Source organism: Enterococcus mundtii (assembly GCF_013394305.1).
GTDB classification, from domain to species: Bacteria; Bacillota; Bacilli; order Lactobacillales; family Enterococcaceae; genus Enterococcus_B; species Enterococcus_B pernyi.
Genome location: NZ_AP019810.1, coordinates 557,614 through 575,380, shown reverse-complemented (window position 1 = coordinate 575,380; position 17,767 = coordinate 557,614). Strand labels below are relative to the sequence as shown.

Below are 17,767 nucleotides of genomic sequence, written 5' to 3'. Positions count from 1 at the left end.
ATTGAAAGAAAAAAAGAAGTTGCATGAAACGCAACTTCTTTTTTTAGGCAATAAGTGTGATCAAAGCTAACAATGCAGTCAGGCCAAGGATGATACCACATACGATCATGTGACGTTTTTTATGCAACATCAAGATCGCGATATATTCTCTAAGAAAAGCATTTGGCAAATAATAAAAGGCTGTTTTTGCACCAATGCCATTGGCTTTTAACTGTGCTTGCTTCGCAAAGAGTCCTGCACGGAAAATGTGGTAATTATTTGAACTGAAAATCGCACGATAAGCGCCACCGCCAGATTCACGATCCATTAATTCTTTGGAGAAACGCATATTTTCTAAAGTGGTTGTTGAATTTGTTTCAACTAAAATGTCCCGCTCCGGAATCCCTTTTTCTAAGGCATAGTTTTTCATGGCAATTGCTTCTGGTAACTTTTCATCTGCACCTTGACCACCAGACATCAAAAGAATCGGTGGATTGAGCGTAGCATGACTCTGGGCCCAATAAAAAGCAATTGCTTTGTCGATCCGTTTGGCTAGGAGGGGAGAAACACGTTCCCCGTTGATCAGGCCTGCGCCTAACACGATAATATAATTCTGGTTGTAACGTGGTCGGTTGAACTGATATAAGAAAGAGACAGTCATAAAATTATAGAAGACAATAAACAGATAAATCAAGATGACTGCTATACCAGAAAGAAGAACATTGATCCACGCTGGTAAGTAGTTGATTAAAAATACAGTGGCAATTAAATATAGCGTTAAGGCAATCCCTAGCAGTAAAGTCAAAAGATTAGCTAGTGAACGTGATTCTCTTTTTAAGACGATGATGCCATTCCAAATGAGAAAGACGACCAAAATATATATGCCAAATAGTAAAATCAAAAAAGCTGGTACTGCAATCAAAGCAAAAATCCCACCAATAAAGATATTCTGCGTCTCAAAAAGTAAGAGTAATAAATAAGCGCCGAAACTAATCAAAAATAAATTGAAGATCAAACCATTCAGTAGTCGCCTTTTTTCGGTAAAGTAAAAAAAAGCAAAGATACTGAAAAAAGCGAGAGGGATCAAGAAATAAAAACTCGCATAAAAAATCTCTAATACAACGAAGTACGTAAGCATCAATGTGAATGTCCAAGTACCACAATAAAAGAATAACGCGGGATCTTTTTGTTTCCTGCGCCAGGTGATGATCCCAACCATCCCTACGATATAGAGAATCGAAAAAATCAAATCTCTTGTTAAATTCATAATACCAACTCCTTTTTCTAATCGTGGAGTCATCACTGCGAATGAAAAGGAAACAGCTGATTAGCAGACTAGTGATGATTATTCAACACGAACTGATAGTGTTACTCGCCTCTCATAGACCAACCCTACAAGTAACAATCTACCATCTACAGTATAACGAAAAATTTGTAAAAATGCTGTTATAAAAAAAAGAAAAAATAGAAAATACATTTATTTTCTGTAAGAAGCAGAAAAATACCCAAACAGTAAAGGTTGATAGCGTCTCGTCGATTCGTGAAGAAGAGCCAGCATTTACTGTTTGGGTAAGGAGTGGATGTAACTATTTGGAATGTTTATTTAGAATAGATTACTGAAAAAATTAGTGACATTGCGCCAGCCGATCACAAAGATATTCGCTTTTTCAACCGAACTAGCAGTGATGATGTCTGTGCTTGGAGAGGCACCATCTTCTAAGTACCCTAATTGATCATCAGCTAAAGTGATAGTGGCTGTGCCAACCTTTGTGCCTCTAACGATCGGTGCTTCAAGTTCATTATCCTTTACTTTTGTCTCATCGATCTTAGGTGTGATCGTCAATTGACCCGTATCCATATCATTTCTGACCCAGACACTGACTGGGCTTTTTAGTACGACATTGACAGAAGTTTCTTTTCCGTTTTTCACATCGATCGATTTGAGTGAAGGAATGCTTGCGTTTGCTTTACCGATTTCTTTGACTGACCAGTTATCATAGCAATAATCCATCAAGCGAGCCGTTTCGGTGAACCGAACGCTTGGGTTTTGCTCATGACCTTCCGCATTCAATATGACTGTAATGATGCGTTTGCCGTCTCGTTCGATGGTACCGACAAAACAAGCACCAGCAAAATCAGTTGTTCCAGTTTTTAGTCCATCAACGCCTTCTTTGAAGTTGATAAAACCTGGAAGCATCCAATTCCAATTGACCATTTCAACCGGCGATTTTGTGTTTTCACCAAACATTTTTGTTGCAGTACTCGTCACTTCTAGTACCTCAGGAAAATCGAGTAACAGGTGACGTGCGATGATCGCTACGTCTTTTGCGGACATTTGATTTTCATCTGCTTCGCCAGTACCTTCTGGACGATTTGCGCCGAGGTAAACATTGTTCAACCCAGAAACATTGACGATCGTTGCATTTTCAATGCCCCATTCTTTTAACTGGTCATTCATGACAGTCAGAAATGCTGTTTCACTACCAGAGATCTTTTCAGCTAAAGCGACCATTGATGCGTTGGCTGATTGGATAAAGGCAGAGTCAAAAAGTTCTTTTACAGTATAGGTATTCTCCTTATGTAAGGGAACATTCGATAAATTAGGTGCAATGCTTAATGTTTCAGCATAATCGGAGATTGCCACTTCATCATCCCAGGATAATTTTCCTTCTTTGACTTGGTCAAGTACGATGTACAACCCGATGATTTTTGAGATTGACGCGATCCCCATTGTTTTTTCTCCGTCTTGGTCGTATAAAATTTTTCCGCTTGTTGCGTCCACAGCAAATGCTGCTTGGGAATTCACAGAAAATGCTTCATCGGCCTGTACGGATAAAGTTGGCAAGAATGATCCTAACGTCAAAAGAAGCGTTGCCAACAGTAAAGCGAAATGTTTTTTCTTAGTGCCCATGTCCAATCCCCTTGTTTTCTAATTTGATTTGCTACAAATTAAAATTTTATCAGAGAGTGTGCGTAGTTTCAATCTTTCTGAAAAAAACTTTAGATAAACCAAACGAACACAAGAGGATAGTTAGCGTTGATTCTTTTTGACTCGTACAGGTTGAGCCTCGGGTTCATTTAGACGAAAGGCAGTGAATACAAATAGAGCAGTCATACATAGTAAACTAAATATCATCAATAATTGCATATAAACACCTCGATTTCTACTTTTCTCTATGTTATCAGTTAGGTATGAATAATTTCGCTGTGAAATGTAACGAATCATTGATGAAATTTTGAAGAATAGTTGAAGAAAACAATCCTTAGTCAGAGATGGGATTGTAAACGATTTTTTGTCTAGGGACCATTTTGTTTTATGGATAAAAATGGTTGTGGTAGACTTTAGTTAGTAGTATTGAAGAAATGATTTTTAGGAGGGGTACGTTTATGGCGAAAAAGGATAGAGAGTTACTGTCACAACTGACTTCAGAAGGTGTCAAAGGACCATTTATTACTATTATGCTAAACACTCACGTTGCACATCAAGATGTGGAAAAAGATCAGATCAAATTCAAGAACTTTGCAAAAGAAGCAAAAAAACGTTTTGAAAAGAAATATGCGGAGCATGATTGGTCGAATTTTCAAAAAAAAATCGATCAACTACTAGAAGATGCTTCATTTTGGCGCAGTGCCACTGCGAGTGTCGCGGTGATCTTGTCTCCTGAAAGTACCATTGTTCATCGTTTGAGCATTGCAGTAGATGATCAATATTATGTAAGTGACCTACCTTATTTATTAGCGATCATTAAAAATGGACATTTTAACTACTCGTATTATTTACTGGGATTGAATCGTGATTCAATGAAGCTTTACGAAGTAAGCAACAAACAAGTAAAAGAAGTTGATCTACCCGAAGGAGCACCTACAGATGTGGTGACAGCTTTAGGATCTGAGTTGACAGGTGGAGGTATCAACTACTCGTCAAATGGTAGTGAAGGCTCAACATTCCATGGGGTGAATCCTAAAGACGAAGAAGTTGAAATTGACTGGATCAATTATTACCAAGCGGTCGATGAATTTCTTAAAGACAGCTTGGATAATCCTGAAAAATGGCCTGTGTACTTGTATGCTTTGCCTGAAAATCAAACAATGTTCAAAAAAGTGGCGAAAAACCCTTATTACCGTTCGGATGTGGCGATCTCAGCTTCACCTGCCCAATTATCTTTAAAAGATATCGAAGTAGGTGCGAAGAAACTTTCGGATGAACTGGCAGCGAAGGAAGCAAGTAGCTACAATCAATTGTTAGATAAAAAATTCTTGGATCAACTAGTGGACATCGTGCCAGCAGCGAAAGAGGGAAAGATTTCTCACTTATTTATCGCGACCTCTAATCTGGCTGACGGATTTGGTGAAGACCCAGAAACAGAGTACGACCGTCGACAAGTGTTGAATCAACTAGCTGATGATGTGATCACCAATGGCGGACAAGTCTTTATCTTGGATCAAAAAGATGCGCCTGACGAAAAGAGTTTGACCGCGATATTGCGTTATTAGTCTCTAGGAACAGTACCTAGAACCGATTGATCATTCATTTTATAAGAAAGGAAAAGCCATGTAGATCATTTATTTGATTTCGTGGCTTTTTCTTATTTCTCAGGGGAGAAAGATCAGAAGATCATCAAGTTTAAAAGTGAATTTTTTTTTAAGCGTAAATTAAAACGTTCGTTTTTTTTGGATAAATAAGCAAAAGAATGAAAAAAAAATAAAAAAAGTTCAAAATTTACTAGCTAAACTGTAATTAATGTGCTACAATAACTATGTAGTTTTTGTTCGGTAATCTTGGTAGTTTGTTTCAAATAAACATCTTCCAGATATTCACCATTCAAGTAATTGCAAAATATGTGTTTGATACACAAGGAGGATTTTTATTATGGAAACAGGTACAGTGAAATGGTTTAACTCAGAAAAAGGTTTCGGTTTCATTACAGCAGAAAACGGCAACGATGTATTCGTTCATTTCTCAGCTATCCAAGGTGATGGATTCAAAACTTTAGAAGAAGGCCAAACAGTAAACTTCGATGTTGAAGAAGGTCAACGTGGCCCTCAAGCAACTAACGTTGTTAAAGCTTAATTAACCCACTACTAAATAAAAGCTCAGTCTGCTAGTTCCTAGCGGTCTGGGCTTTTTTGTGTTTTCTTTTCATATGCTTTGATTCTCTACACCTAAGAACATCGCCTTACATGGTTAGATGAGTGATAACGAGAAAAGGAAGGGGAGAAGTAAACTTACTGTTTCTCTCAGTAGCAAAGATAACAACAGAAGTATGCTTTAGGTTGATTTCCTAAGAATTTTCAAGTGATTTGTAGTATAATTTCAAAAGAAGACTAGAGGGAAGAGAAGAGGAAGATATGTTGAAACCGAAAACTTATGCAGTCGTCGATATTGAAACGACTGGGACAAATCCAAAAGAAGATCGCATTATCCAATTTGGATGTGTCATGATCGAAGATGGGCGGATCACCTCTCGTTATTCGATGGATATCAACCCTGGGCGAAAAATCTCAAAACAGATCCAGCATTTGACAGGGATCACCAATCAACGTGTCCATCGTTCACCCTATTTTGAAGATGTAGCACAAACGATTTACAACCTTCTAGCGGATACCATCTTCGTGGCGCATAATATTTATTTTGATTATCAGTTTTTGAACCATGAATTGACTCGCTGTGGCGTACCTAAATTACAGATTCCAGGAATCGATACAGTCGAGTTGGCCCAGATATTTTTGCCGACTGAACCGAGCTTTCGTTTAGCTGATTTGTCGGAAAGTCTGGGGTTTATCCACGATAATCCCCATCAGGCAGATAGCGATGCGGAAGTGACAGCACAGTTGCTTCTACTGATTGAAGAACGGATGCGTCAGTTACCTTTAGTGACGCTTGAACAGATCGTGAAACTGAGCAATCATACAGGGATGGATACTAGATTATTCATCGAACAAACCACCAACGAACTGAGAAAGCAGCCCCCACCTTTATCAGATGAACTGGAAATCATCGAGGGAATCGCCTTACAAAAAAAAGAAGTCGAACTGTTTTCAGAAGTTTACTATGGTCATAAAGCTTATCCAAGAAAAAAACAAGCGAAAGAGAAAATATTTGGAAAAACGTTGATGTATCGTAAAGAACAAAATCGTTTGATGAATGTTGTCTATGATCATTTTACCAAAGATGAATCGAAAAATTTGATGATCGAAGCAGCGACTGGTATGGGCAAGACGATTGGCTATCTATTGCCTCTTAGCTATCTGGCCACACCGGAGAAGCCGGCAGTGATCAGTACGGTATCGCTTGTTTTACAAGAGCAGATCATGGATAAAGATATTCCTTTGTTGAATCAATTATTCGACCAACCGATCCAAGCGACGATTATCAAAAGCTACCGCCATTATCTCGATTTGCAACGGTTCAAAGCCACACTCCTTGAGCCAAAGGAGCAAAAACAATATGCACTCTATCAAATGACAGTTCTTGTCTGGCTGACGCAGACGAAAACAGGAGATTTAGATGAGTTGCATCTAACGAATTTGAATCATGCCTTTTTTACAGATGTTTCGCATCGCGGGCTTGACTTTTTAGCGAAAAAACAAGCGTTCTATGAACAAGATTTTATTCGATTTTTGCATCGACAAATCAAGCAAAGTAACTTCTTGATCGTCAACCATGCTTTTTTAGTCCAAGAAACACAAAGAAAGACACCGTTGTTGCCTGAAAGTCCTTATTTATTGATCGATGAAGCACATCATTTACCTGAGATTGCTGAAAAAGTCAATGATCAACGATTCAGTTTGAGCTATTTTAACAAGGAAGTACAATTATTCGAAGAACCTGATCGTTTGTTCGATCGCTTCAAAGGCTATCTTCCAGCCAATCATGAGGGGCAGCGCTGGCTTGATATCTACAAAGAAGAGTTGTCTGCGCTTCGTGAGGCACAGCTTTGTTTAGCTGAAGGGTTACTTGAGATCATACCTCAACAAAAAAGACAAACTTACCCGGAAGAAGTCATGATCACGAAAGAGGACTTAGATAAATTATCTTTTGAAGCAAGTACAGCCATTGACCATCTTCATCTTTTTTACCAAGAAATAAAGGAATTACAGTACAGGATCCGTTCAGGCTTAGAGGTGCTTCAAGAAAGTTGGACGAAGCAAATGCGTGTCGATCTTGCAAGTCTGTATGCTTTGTTTGAACGTTTAGATCAACAAGCAAGTTTTATGGAAGAATGGTTGGAGAATTGGCAAGAAAGTTTAGTCCATTGGTTTGTTCCGGGTGCCACCCCTCAGCAGACGATGTTCCATCTCCACGATTTTACTGCCGCACTGATTCCCAATACAGTTTGGTATCAGCGCTATGAACGGATTTTATATATAGGAGGGACATTGAAAGTGGGCCCAGATCGTCAATATTTGGCGAAACGATTAGGAATTGAAGGTACTCCGCTGAAAGTCATTGCCTCTCCTTATGATTACGAAAAACAAGCACGGATCTTCGTGCCAAAAGAAGCACCAGAGATCAATCAATTAAGTGGTACAACGTATGTCGACTATCTAACGGATGTGTTATACCAGTTGATCAGACAAGAAAAAAGACCGATCCTAGTTTTGTTTACTTCTCATGATGTTTTACAAAAGGTGTATCAACGAATGCATTTGACAATGCTTGAACAAGGAAGAGAGATTTTAGCTCAAGGAATCGGTGGCAGTCGTGAGAAACTATTGAAGCGTTTTGTTCTTTCTGATATGAGCGTGCTATTCGGCGCAGATAGTTTTTGGGAAGGCGTCGACCTGCCAGGAGATGCGTTACAGCTAGTCGTCATTACGCGGTTGCCATTCGATCATCCACAACGTCCAATGGTCAAAGCGAGAAATGCGTATTTGGAATCGGAAGGCATCAACCCTTTTTATCAAGAATCCTTACCAAAGGCAGCACTGAAGGTCAGACAAGCTTTAGGTCGTTTGATTCGTTCGGAAACGGACAAAGGTGTCTTGCTGATTTTAGATCGACGATTAGTGACCGCAAAATATGGCGCGAGGATCATTCATGCCTTGCCTAAAAAGATGCCTGTCCAAGAGGCGCCTTTTGAACAAATTTGTGAGGATATCCATGATTTCTTAAACAAAAACGAAGAAATTAAGCCATAATCGAGGACTATTTTCACCTCGAAATCTGTTATAATGGACATCAATGAAAAAAGAAGGAGCGACAGTCCTTGAAGAATCAGACAAACAAAGAACATACGATCAATCGCATCTTGCTGGGCTTGATCATCGCTTTATTAGCAGTAATCGTGATCAGCACGATTTTTTATCTGCGTGCGACACGCCCAATGACGCAAGCGAAACAAGAGGCGACAAAACTAGCTGAACAATATGCAAATCTTGAGGAAGTGGACCAATTCTATTGGTTTACTCGGGAAGCCACTTATTTTTCATTAACAGGCCAAAATGATAAAGGACAAGATATTGCAGTGATCATACCTAAATCGGGTGAGCGTGTGAAAGTGTTAGAACAAAAAGCAGGCTTGACCGAAGAAGCTGCCCGCCAAGAAATCAGCAAACAACATCCCGATCAACAAGTGGAAAAAGCTTCCTTAGGGATGTACAAAGATGAACCGGTATGGGAAGTCATTACCAAAACGTCAGATGACCAGTTGAATTATTATTTACTTTCTTTTAAAACGGGAGAGGAAGTCAAAGTCATTAGCGGGGTATAGAAAAGACGGATGAAAGGATAGATTGGATGAAACAGTCAAAAAGAGTGGAACGCTTAGAGCCTTCCGTAACACTAGCAACTGCAGCAAAAGCAAAGGCATTGAAAGCACAAGGGAAAGACATTATCAGTTTGACCGTAGGAGAGCCTGATTTTGCTACACCTGAAAATATCCAAGAAGCAGCGATCGCAGCCATCAAGAATGGAAAAGCAAGCTATTATACGCCAACAGCGGGTATTCCAGAATTAAGACAGGCAATCGTTTCGTATCTGGAAACCTATTATGGCTTGACTTACGATGCTTCTCAGACGATTGTGACAGACGGGGCGAAATTTGCCCTCTATGCCTTATTCCAAACAATCCTAGATCCAAAAGATGAAGTCATCATTCCAGTACCTTATTGGGTGAGCTATGGTGAACAAGTCAAGTTAGCAGAAGGTGTCCCTGTTTTTGTCACTGGTCAAGAAGTCAATGATTTCAAAGTGACCCTCGAACAATTGGAACAAGCACGTTCTTCCAAGACAAAAGCAGTCATTATCAATACTCCTTCTAATCCGACAGGGATGATCTATACAAAAGAAGAACTACAAGTTATAGGTGAATGGGCAGTAAAAAACGATATTTTAATAGTTGCTGATGATATTTATGGCCGATTAGTTTATAATGACAATGAGTTTACTCCAATTGCAACGATTTCAAAAGCAATACGTGAACAGACGATAATCATCAACGGTGTATCAAAAACCTATGCAATGACAGGCTGGCGTATCGGATACGCGGTCGGCGATCAAAAAATCATTGATGGGATGATTGCGATTGCATCACAATCAACTAGTAACCCAACTGCAGTCAGTCAATATGCGGCTGTTGAAGCATTACAAGGGGAACAAGATACCGTTGAAGAGATGCGCAAAGCATTTGAAGAACGTCTAGACATCGTATTTCCGCTTGTTGCTGATTTGCCCGGGGTGTCGGTCAAAAGACCACAAGGCGCATTTTACTTGTTTCCGAATGTGAAAGAAACGTTAGCGATATGTGGCTATGAACAAGTGACGCCGTGGGTCGAAGATCTACTAGAAGAAGCAGGGGTTGCTCTAGTTACAGGTGAAGGTTTCGGCGCACCGGAAAATGTTCGTTTGAGTTATGCGGCGAATCTAGCAACGTTAGAAGAAGGAATCCGACGAATCCAACGTTTTATTGAGAGTAAAAGTCAAAACGAATAGAAATTATTATAGGACAAAGGAGAATTTTACGTGGAACAAATTCAAATCATCGATTCAAAAAAACATGTAGGCGAAACAGTAACGATCGGTGCTTGGGTCGCTAATAAGCGTTCAAGTGGGAAAATCGCCTTTTTACAATTACGAGATGGGACAGCATTCTTCCAAGGAGTTGTCGTAAAAAGCGAAGTGCCTGAGGAAGTTTTCCAAATGGCAAAAAATCTTTCTCAAGAAACATCGATCCTTGTGACAGGTGAGATTCGTGAAGATAGCCGTTCTAAATTTGGCTATGAGATAGGGATCACGAACATTGAAGTAGTGAGTGAAAGTCATGATTATCCAATCACACCAAAAGAACATGGAACAGATTTCTTGATGGATCATCGTCATTTATGGTTACGCTCTTCACGCCAACATGCAGTGATGCAGATTCGAAATGAAATCATCCGTGCAACCTACGAATTTTTCAACAACAACCAATTCGTTAAAATCGATCCACCGATCTTGACTGGCTCTGCCCCAGAAGGAACCACCGATCTATTTGAGACAAACTACTTTGATCAAAAAGCATATCTGTCACAAAGTGGTCAATTGTACATGGAAGCTGCTGCAATGGCATTTGGTAAAGTATTTTCATTTGGACCAACTTTCCGTGCTGAAAAATCAAAAACACGTCGTCATTTGATCGAATTTTGGATGATCGAACCTGAAATGGCGTTCACGCATCAAGAAGAAAGCTTAGAAGTACAAGAACAATATGTTGCTTTCTTAGTTCAAAGTGTATTAGATAACTGCGAGTATGCTTTAGACGTCTTAGAACGTGATAAAGAAGTATTGAAAACTTATACTAAATTACCTTTCCCACGTATCACGTATGATGATGCCATCGAATTATTGAAGAAAAATGGTTTTGACGATATCGAGTGGGGCGATGATTTCGGTTCACCACACGAAACGTTTATTGCGAACTCATTTGAACAACCAGTCTTTATCTTGAACTATCCAAAAGCGATCAAACCATTCTACATGAAACCACATCCAACAAGAGAAGATGTCGTGATTTGTGCAGATATGATCGCACCTGAAGGATATGGCGAGATCATCGGCGGAAGTGAACGTGCGACTGACTATGATTTCTTACTTGAACAAATCAAGAATCATGGCTTAGACGAAAAAGAATACTCATGGTACCTAGATCTACGTAAATACGGATCTGTTCCACATTCTGGTTTCGGCTTAGGCTTAGAACGTACAGTGACTTGGATCTCAGGGATCGATCATGTACGTGAAGCAATTCCATTCCCACGTTTGTTAAATCGTATTTACCCATAAGAAATAAGACGCGTTCCACGAAAATCGTTCATCGTATTTTCGTGGAACGCATTTTTTTTAAGAAGTTATTATGAAATCACTATTGTTCCAATTCCTTCTTTCTTTGGCTAGATGTGTGTGGGATAATAACGTAAAAGTGGCAAGGAAAGTAGGGTGTGTGATGGAACAACGACTTTTATTCATTGGAGATAGTATCACAGATCCGGGTAGAGGAACTGACGATCTCGGTCAGGGCTATGCACTGTTAACAGCGGCAAAATTGGCTGCGAGTGATCCAGAAAACACGTGGACATTCGTCAATCGCGGAATCGGCGGAAATAAGTTAGCAGACCTAAAGAAGCGCTGGCAAGCAGACTGCATCGATTTGAAACCTGATATGGTCTCGATTTTGATTGGTATCAATGATACATGGCACAATGTAGGCGAGCCTGCAGCATTTGCGACAAAAGAATCTTTTGAGCGTTTTGAAGCCGATTATCGGTATTTACTTGATCGTTTAGTGGAAAGTGGCATCAAAAAAATCGTCTTGATGGAACCATTTGTTTTGCCAGAGCCTGACGATCGGAGAAGTTGGCGTAGTGATCTTGATCCAAAGATCCACTTGATTCGTCAACTAGCAAAAGAATATCAAGCAGTTTTTGTCCCGTTAGATGGAACGTTGAATTCTTTAGGCATCTCATATGGCTATGAGAAATATACAGGGGATGATGGTGTCCATCCGACACTACTGGGTCATGAAACGATTGCCAATATTTGGATAGAAACGGTCAAAAAAAGAAAAGAGTGGTTTGAATGATCATTCGCCCAGCAACCGAAGCAGATCTACCGATGATCAATAGGTTGATCAGGCAACAAGAAAATCGATTCTTGGAGGAACTAATGCTGCCAGATATAAACGATCCATTGAATATATCCTTTATAGCAGCACATGATGACGCAGAAAAACAAATGATTTTCGCTTTTGGACAAGCGAGACAAATCGAAACGACTGAAGCAGATCAACAATCAGGTGAACTGCTTCAAACGATTTTTGTGGCAGTCGATCAAGAAAGAACAGTAGCCGCTCAGTTTATGGAGCAGTGGTTACTAGAAGCAAAAAAACGTAAAATCAAGAGAGTCGATTTCAATGGTTTTTAACGTAAGACTCTTATTAGAATGGAGAAAGAAACAATGAGTTGTATTGGAAATATTATTTGGTTTATTTTTGGTGGCTTACTCGGAGGACTGAGTTGGGCGGTAGCAGGTGTATTATGGTGTATCACAATTGTTGGTATTCCGGTCGGGCTACAATGTTTCAAACTAGCTTCTTTATCGTTTGCACCCTTTGGAAAAGAAGTCATTTATACAAACAATGGCGTGTCTTTGATCGTCAATATCATTTGGTTGATCGTGTCAGGTTTGCCGATTGCTTTAGGTCATGTCATCAGTGGGATTTTACTTTGTATCACGATCATTGGTATTCCTTTCGCAAAGCAATCCTTCAAACTAGCACGCCTAGCGTTGATGCCATTTGGGGCAGAAATCGTTTAAATAGTGACTAAATATAAAAGTAACTCTCTTGCACAGTTGGTTGTCTGTCCAAAGAGTTACTTTTTTTACACTTAGCGAGTGATATCTGTATGTTTTTTAGGTATTTGCTTACTCAAAAAATTCGATTTGTTGGTTGCGTCTACTACGCGATGATTAAAATTCGCTTGTGTAAAGGACGTTTGTGTTGGAGAAGTTGGAAGTGTCACGTCTGTGGTGTTACTTTTAGAGGTCTGTCTATCAGAAAAAATCCTATCTTTGACTGTTTTGACTGTTCCCCCAAACCGCTGGCTCTTAACTTTTACTTTTTGGCGAAATCCCTCTTTTAATGGTTGATCCGTTCCATCGATGATTGCGTTGATGTGAGCATCCAATGGTTTCAATCGCCTGGAATCATCATAAAAAACATGATAATAATAAGGTGCAACCTCGACGGATTGATTTTTGACAAATTTTTTAGGTGTTTTAGGATCTTCGTAGACTTTCTTTACGAAATCATCCGAAATATCAACGAATTCATCTCTGGAGATAGTTTCTTTTAGACCAGTGATTTTTTTTCGCTGTTCGTAATGTTTCCATAATTGAAAAAATTTTTGATCGTGTTTTAAATTTTCACCTAAAAAAGTCTGAAAGAACCGCTCACGAAACGCAAACGATGAGCAGAATTTAGGTTTCACTTTATCTTCAATCAATGGTGGAGTAAAAATAGCTTCCTGACAATTATGAAGAACACTTCGGAAAGTGACAAGCGGTTCTAAAATCGGGCAGTTGGGAATCATTGCATACCCTCTCATTTCAAAATTAAGGTTTTTTGCAGGCTTATCTGAGAGTCTGGTGATTTCATTGATGAGGTTGATCTTAGACTCACTGTGGTGTTCAAGCTTTGTCACAAATAGTATTTTACTTAATTTCCCCAACTGATCCGCTGGGATTTTTAGCAAATGATTCCCCATCTTTTTATTTGTCTCATATTTATCTAATTTCGCGACAAGATAGTCATTATCTTGCTTATAAATTACTAAGCCATAAATATGATTATGATAAGAGTCAGGGGTCACTGAATAAGCTGGAAAAATCATAAAACTGGCTGGGTCATCTTTTTTTAAATGTCTGATTTTCTCTTCCAGTTCAGTCGGTTTTTTCATATCGTAGTAGACGATCGTATTTCTTAAAGACTGGATCACTTGATTTTTTTGACTTTCATTGATCAAGGTACCAGCAACATCATTTTCAATCATTTTGATAAATCTTGAAAATAAAAATTGATAATTTTTTCTTCCGCCTGAACCGACAACTTCAAATGCCGCCGCATTTCCTAATCTTAAAGCAAGTGCCAATTGGTGGTATTGTCCATCAAAATCAAGCATAATAACTCTCCTTATTTTTTATTTTCGTGCAATAGTCCCACCATAGAAAGGATAGGATAAATTTACTTGGCAACTGTTTTTCGCTTTATCTCAATTTCGTAGGAAAACAGTTATCTTTGTATTGAACAGACTTGGCGCTCTTTTTTTGAGAGAAAACTAATGGAGGTAACGTTATCTGATGAAGTAGAAGCAATACTATTACTTGGTCTAAAATATTGAGAATTCTCATTGTTTTTATGTTGAGATTTATCAGTTGTTATGTTCTTTTTATTGGTTATATGACTTATTTTTGTGTGCAATGTTTCCAATTTTTTTGACCTTGAATGAAATACTTTATAATTTTGTTGACTGGCTTCATTTGTTTGATTTCTCTTAAATTCTATTGGAACGGCTGGATCATTTAAGACTTTATTTAAATATTTAATAGAAAGATAGCGGATTTTTCCTTTGTATTCTTTATCAACTAATTGAGTTTCTGCTTTTCGCATGGTGTAATAATGCCATAATATAGAAAATTGTTGATTATGTTGCTCATTATCGGTTAAAAACGTTTGATAAAATCGCATCCGAAGCTCCTTTGAAGGCCATAGTTTTGGATTGATCACTTTCTTCTCCTTGATTTCGGCAGACGAAATTGGCTTATTGCAATTGTAGACAGTCCATTTTAATGCTGTTAACGGTTCAAGTATCGGGCAATTTGTAATGCCTGGATAACCACGCATTTCCACATGTAAAGCAGAGGGTTTTTCAACAGCTATTTTTTTTAGTTTTGAGAATATATCAACAGATATTCTCGTCTTTCGATACTCAAACTTAGAATAATAAAGAATATCGCTAAGCTTATTTAAATTTTTTTCATCAATTTTAAGCTGGAAGTTCGTAGTCATTGACTCTAATTTATTGATCTTAGTAACAATGTAGTCCTTATTTTTGTGAATGATCAAGCTATATATGTGATCATGAAATAATCTTATAGTAGTAGAGTAAGAGGGAATGATGACAAAGCTAGTTGGGTCATCCTCTTTTAAGTTTTCCATGATGTGCTGAATGTCTTCTCTTTTTTTGGCATCGTAATAGTCAATTGTATGTTCAAGAGAGTGTATCAAGTCATTTTTTTTGACTGTTTCAATAAAAAATGAATCTTGATCATTTTCGATCATTTTTATCAATTTTGAAAATAAAAATTGATAATTTTCTTTTCCTTTCTTTCCGACTGCTTTGAAGTTGGTAGCTTTTCCTAGTCGCAAAGCCATAGCTAGTATATGGTATTGATCGTTGAAATCAATCATGTATTTCCTCCTTTAGTTTCTTATGTAAAAGTTTATCATTCGTCACTTTTACATAAGAAACTTCTTTTACACCTTGCAGAAATAATGATTCTCCCGAACGATACTTTAATCATGATCTGTTATTACTATGATTTGACATATGAATAACCATTCATGTATAATAACTTATGAATAGATAGTCATATGTTTGGTAAGGAGGGACTTGAAATGAAAAGTTATCAATTAGAAGGTTTAGATTGCGCAAATTGTGCGATGAAAATCGAAAAAAAAGTACAAGCAATACCTGGCGTAAAAGAAGCATCAGTCAATTTTGCGACTGGAAAAATGATGATCGATGCAGATAAAGCGGTCATTGAAACGATTGAAAAGCAAGTAACAGAAGAAATCCATCAATTAGAACCAGAGGTCAAAGTAATCGAAGTGAAAAACCAGATAAGTGAAAATCATGAACCAGAAAAAGAAAATAAAACAGCGTTGTTACGTATCATCATAGCGTCACTTAGTTTACTTTTATTGTTTTTATGGAAGCCTGCTGAGCCAATTCGTTTCGTTACTTTTTTCGCCATTTTTGTTCTTATCGGCTTTGATGTGATCAAGCAAGCGGTTGTCAATATTCGTAAAGGACAAGTGTTTGATGAAAATTTTTTAATGTCGATTGCAACGATTGGTGCAATGATGATCGGTGAATATCCAGAAGCAGTTGCTGTCATGTTGTTTTATCAAATCGGTGAGTATTTCCAACATTTTGCGGTCGATCAGTCTCGTCGGTCCATTCGTGAGTTGATGGCGATCCGACCGGAAGTTGCTCATGTGATCACTGAAAGCGGCTTGGTAAATAAGCAACCAGAAGAAGTGCAGATCGGTGAGTCGGTCATGGTCAAACCAGGTGAAAGAATTCCTTTGGATGGAACGATTTTGAAGGGACAATCCCTCGTAGATACATCTGCATTAACAGGAGAATCATTGCCTAAAGAAGTGATGAATGGTGAAAATGTATTAAGTGGTTTTATCAATAAGACCCATCCTCTAACCATCGAAGTTAAAAAGAACTATGAAAATTCGACCATCAGCAAATTATTAGAACTAGTGGAGACAGCAAGCAGTAAAAAGGCACCTGCTGAAAAATTCATCACTAAGTTTGCTCGTTACTATACGCCGATCGTCGTTGCGTTAGCTGTTCTTTTAGCAACTGTCCCACCCTTACTTTATGGAGGAGATTTTTCTGAATGGATTTATCGAGCATTGACATTCCTAGTGATCTCTTGTCCATGTGCATTGGTCATTTCTGTTCCACTTAGCTTTTTCGGAGGAATCGGTGGAGCTAGTAAACGGGGGATACTTGTCAAAGGTGGAAATTATCTAGAACTTTTAGCTCGTACAGAAACAGTAGTATTTGACAAAACAGGTACCCTGACCAAGGGTGATTTTGCCGTACAAAAAGTTGTTTCTACCATTGACAAGAAAGCATTTATGAAATATGTGGCGAGTCTAGAAAATGTATCGACACATCCAATCGCCAAGGCGGTCATGGATACCTACAGTGGCCCGTTATATGAAATTGAAGAACCTGCAGAAATCGCTGGAGAAGGAATCAACGCTCAGGTCAAGGGACAAGAGGTACTTGTCGGAAATCAAAAATTATTGGCTCGCTATGGAGTCGAGCAACCAGAGAATCATGAAATAGGAACATTGATCTATTTAGCGATCGACAGTCAGCTCATGGGCTATTTAGTTATTGCGGATACGATCAAACCAGATGCAACATTTGCTATCGAGACATTGAAAAAAGTCGGCGTCAAAAAGACAGTGATGTTGACAGGTGATGCCCAAAAGATTGCGGAACAAGTCGCAAAAGAGGTCGGAGTCGATACAGTCTATAGTGAACTGCTTCCAGAAGATAAGGTAGAAAAATTAGAAGCATTGATGAGCGAAACGACTCAGAAAACTGCCTTTGTCGGAGACGGGATCAATGATGCACCGGTATTAGCTCGAGCAGATGTGGGAATCGCCATGGGTGGTTTAGGCAGTGATGCAGCCATTGAAGCAGCCGACGTCGTCATCATGAACGATGAGCCATCAAAACTTGCGGAGGCGATTGAAATTTCAAGAAAAACGTTGAAAATCGTCAAGCAAAATATTGCGTTTGCTATCGGAGTAAAAGTAATCGTATTGGTTCTCGGAGCTATTGGCTTTGCTTCTATGGGAAATGCAGTCTTTGCCGATGTGGGTGTGACCCTGATAGCAGTTTTAAACGCCATGCGTGGGCTATCTGTCAAAAAAGTCAAATAAACAGTCAAAAAAGCACCGTTAAACCACAGAAATCATTTATTTGAGGACTGTGG

Annotated in this window: 14 protein-coding genes; 10 read left to right on the top strand and 4 right to left on the bottom strand. The window is 38.7% G+C overall.

All coding sequences use genetic code 11. The features are described 5' to 3' along the window. Positions 1-43: 43 nt before the first annotated feature. Together HZ311_RS02705 and HZ311_RS02700 are read right to left on the bottom strand one after the other, a co-directional pair. A complete protein-coding gene (locus tag HZ311_RS02705) occupies positions 44-1,246 on the bottom strand; it encodes a YdcF family protein (RefSeq protein ID WP_010734972.1) in 1,203 nt (400 codons plus the stop codon). 336 nt (positions 1,247-1,582) lie between these two features. Next, entirely contained in the window at positions 1,583-2,890 is a 1,308-nt protein-coding gene (locus HZ311_RS02700) for a serine hydrolase (RefSeq protein ID WP_023519993.1), read from the bottom strand. A gap of 476 nt (positions 2,891-3,366) precedes the next feature. Between HZ311_RS02700 and HZ311_RS02695 the strand changes: the two genes are divergently transcribed. The 9 genes from HZ311_RS02695 to HZ311_RS02655 all read left to right on the top strand — a co-directional run bounded on the left by HZ311_RS02695 (position 3,367) and on the right by HZ311_RS02655 (position 12,772). Continuing rightward, positions 3,367-4,473 carry a baeRF6 domain-containing protein gene (locus HZ311_RS02695; RefSeq protein WP_023519992.1) on the top strand — a complete coding sequence of 369 codons (1,107 nt, stop codon included), beginning with the start codon at positions 3,367-3,369 and terminating at the stop codon, positions 4,471-4,473. A 376-nt stretch (positions 4,474-4,849) separates the two neighbouring features. Then, complete coding sequence (locus tag HZ311_RS02690; RefSeq protein ID WP_005875554.1) at positions 4,850-5,050, top strand: cold-shock protein; 201 nt, start codon at positions 4,850-4,852, stop codon at positions 5,048-5,050. Between the two features lie 281 nt (positions 5,051-5,331). Continuing rightward, positions 5,332-8,121 (top strand): helicase C-terminal domain-containing protein, encoded by a 2,790-nt coding sequence (locus HZ311_RS02685; protein ID WP_175401367.1) that lies wholly within the window; start codon positions 5,332-5,334, stop codon positions 8,119-8,121. A gap of 68 nt (positions 8,122-8,189) precedes the next feature. After that, entirely contained in the window at positions 8,190-8,693 is a 504-nt protein-coding gene (locus HZ311_RS02680) for a cell wall elongation regulator TseB-like domain-containing protein (RefSeq protein WP_010734977.1), read from the top strand. 26 nt (positions 8,694-8,719) lie between these two features. Beyond that, complete coding sequence (locus HZ311_RS02675) at positions 8,720-9,913, top strand: pyridoxal phosphate-dependent aminotransferase (protein ID WP_023519990.1); 1,194 nt, start codon at positions 8,720-8,722, stop codon at positions 9,911-9,913. A gap of 30 nt (positions 9,914-9,943) precedes the next feature. Continuing rightward, a complete protein-coding gene (gene asnS, locus HZ311_RS02670; RefSeq protein ID WP_010734979.1) occupies positions 9,944-11,242 on the top strand; it encodes an asparagine--tRNA ligase in 1,299 nt (432 codons plus the stop codon). A gap of 160 nt (positions 11,243-11,402) precedes the next feature. Beyond that, positions 11,403-12,038 (top strand): SGNH/GDSL hydrolase family protein, encoded by a 636-nt coding sequence (locus HZ311_RS02665; RefSeq protein ID WP_178946464.1) that lies wholly within the window; start codon positions 11,403-11,405, stop codon positions 12,036-12,038. Then, a complete protein-coding gene (locus HZ311_RS02660; RefSeq protein WP_023519988.1) occupies positions 12,035-12,379 on the top strand; it encodes a GNAT family N-acetyltransferase in 345 nt (114 codons plus the stop codon). The genes HZ311_RS02665 and HZ311_RS02660 overlap by 4 nt, the downstream gene beginning before the upstream one ends. A 33-nt stretch (positions 12,380-12,412) precedes the next feature. Then, positions 12,413-12,772, top strand: a complete 360-nt coding sequence (locus HZ311_RS02655) for a YccF domain-containing protein (RefSeq protein WP_010734982.1) — start codon at positions 12,413-12,415, stop codon at positions 12,770-12,772. Between the two features lie 71 nt (positions 12,773-12,843). Here HZ311_RS02655 and HZ311_RS02650 read toward each other — a convergent pair whose 3' ends face one another. Together HZ311_RS02650 and HZ311_RS02645 are read right to left on the bottom strand one after the other, a co-directional pair. Beyond that, complete coding sequence (locus HZ311_RS02650) at positions 12,844-14,136, bottom strand: hypothetical protein (RefSeq protein WP_178946463.1); 1,293 nt, start codon at positions 14,134-14,136, stop codon at positions 12,844-12,846. A gap of 110 nt (positions 14,137-14,246) precedes the next feature. Further along, entirely contained in the window at positions 14,247-15,425 is a 1,179-nt protein-coding gene (locus HZ311_RS02645; protein WP_137072589.1) for a hypothetical protein, read from the bottom strand. A gap of 207 nt (positions 15,426-15,632) precedes the next feature. On the opposite strand from HZ311_RS02645, the gene HZ311_RS02640 reads away from it, so the two are divergent. Next, a complete protein-coding gene (locus HZ311_RS02640; RefSeq protein ID WP_023519984.1) occupies positions 15,633-17,714 on the top strand; it encodes a heavy metal translocating P-type ATPase in 2,082 nt (693 codons plus the stop codon). The last annotated feature ends 53 nt before the right edge of the window (positions 17,715-17,767 follow it).

Bases quoted from the DNA above. Each gene is read 5' to 3' on its own strand.
- HZ311_RS02705 (WP_010734972.1), bottom strand. From the start codon at position 1,246: ATGAATTTAACAAGAGATTTGATTTTTTCGATTCTCTATATCGTAGGG.
- HZ311_RS02700 (WP_023519993.1), bottom strand. From the start codon at position 2,890: ATGGGCACTAAGAAAAAACATTTCGCTTTACTGTTGGCAACGCTTCTT.
- HZ311_RS02695 (WP_023519992.1), top strand. From the start codon at position 3,367: ATGGCGAAAAAGGATAGAGAGTTACTGTCACAACTGACTTCAGAAGGT.
- HZ311_RS02690 (WP_005875554.1), top strand. From the start codon at position 4,850: ATGGAAACAGGTACAGTGAAATGGTTTAACTCAGAAAAAGGTTTCGGT.
- HZ311_RS02675 (WP_023519990.1), top strand. From the start codon at position 8,720: ATGAAACAGTCAAAAAGAGTGGAACGCTTAGAGCCTTCCGTAACACTA.
- HZ311_RS02665 (WP_178946464.1), top strand. From the start codon at position 11,403: ATGGAACAACGACTTTTATTCATTGGAGATAGTATCACAGATCCGGGT.
- HZ311_RS02660 (WP_023519988.1), top strand. From the start codon at position 12,035: ATGATCATTCGCCCAGCAACCGAAGCAGATCTACCGATGATCAATAGG.
- HZ311_RS02655 (WP_010734982.1), top strand. From the start codon at position 12,413: ATGAGTTGTATTGGAAATATTATTTGGTTTATTTTTGGTGGCTTACTC.
- HZ311_RS02650 (WP_178946463.1), bottom strand. From the start codon at position 14,136: ATGCTTGATTTTGATGGACAATACCACCAATTGGCACTTGCTTTAAGA.
- HZ311_RS02645 (WP_137072589.1), bottom strand. From the start codon at position 15,425: ATGATTGATTTCAACGATCAATACCATATACTAGCTATGGCTTTGCGA.
- HZ311_RS02640 (WP_023519984.1), top strand. From the start codon at position 15,633: ATGAAAAGTTATCAATTAGAAGGTTTAGATTGCGCAAATTGTGCGATG.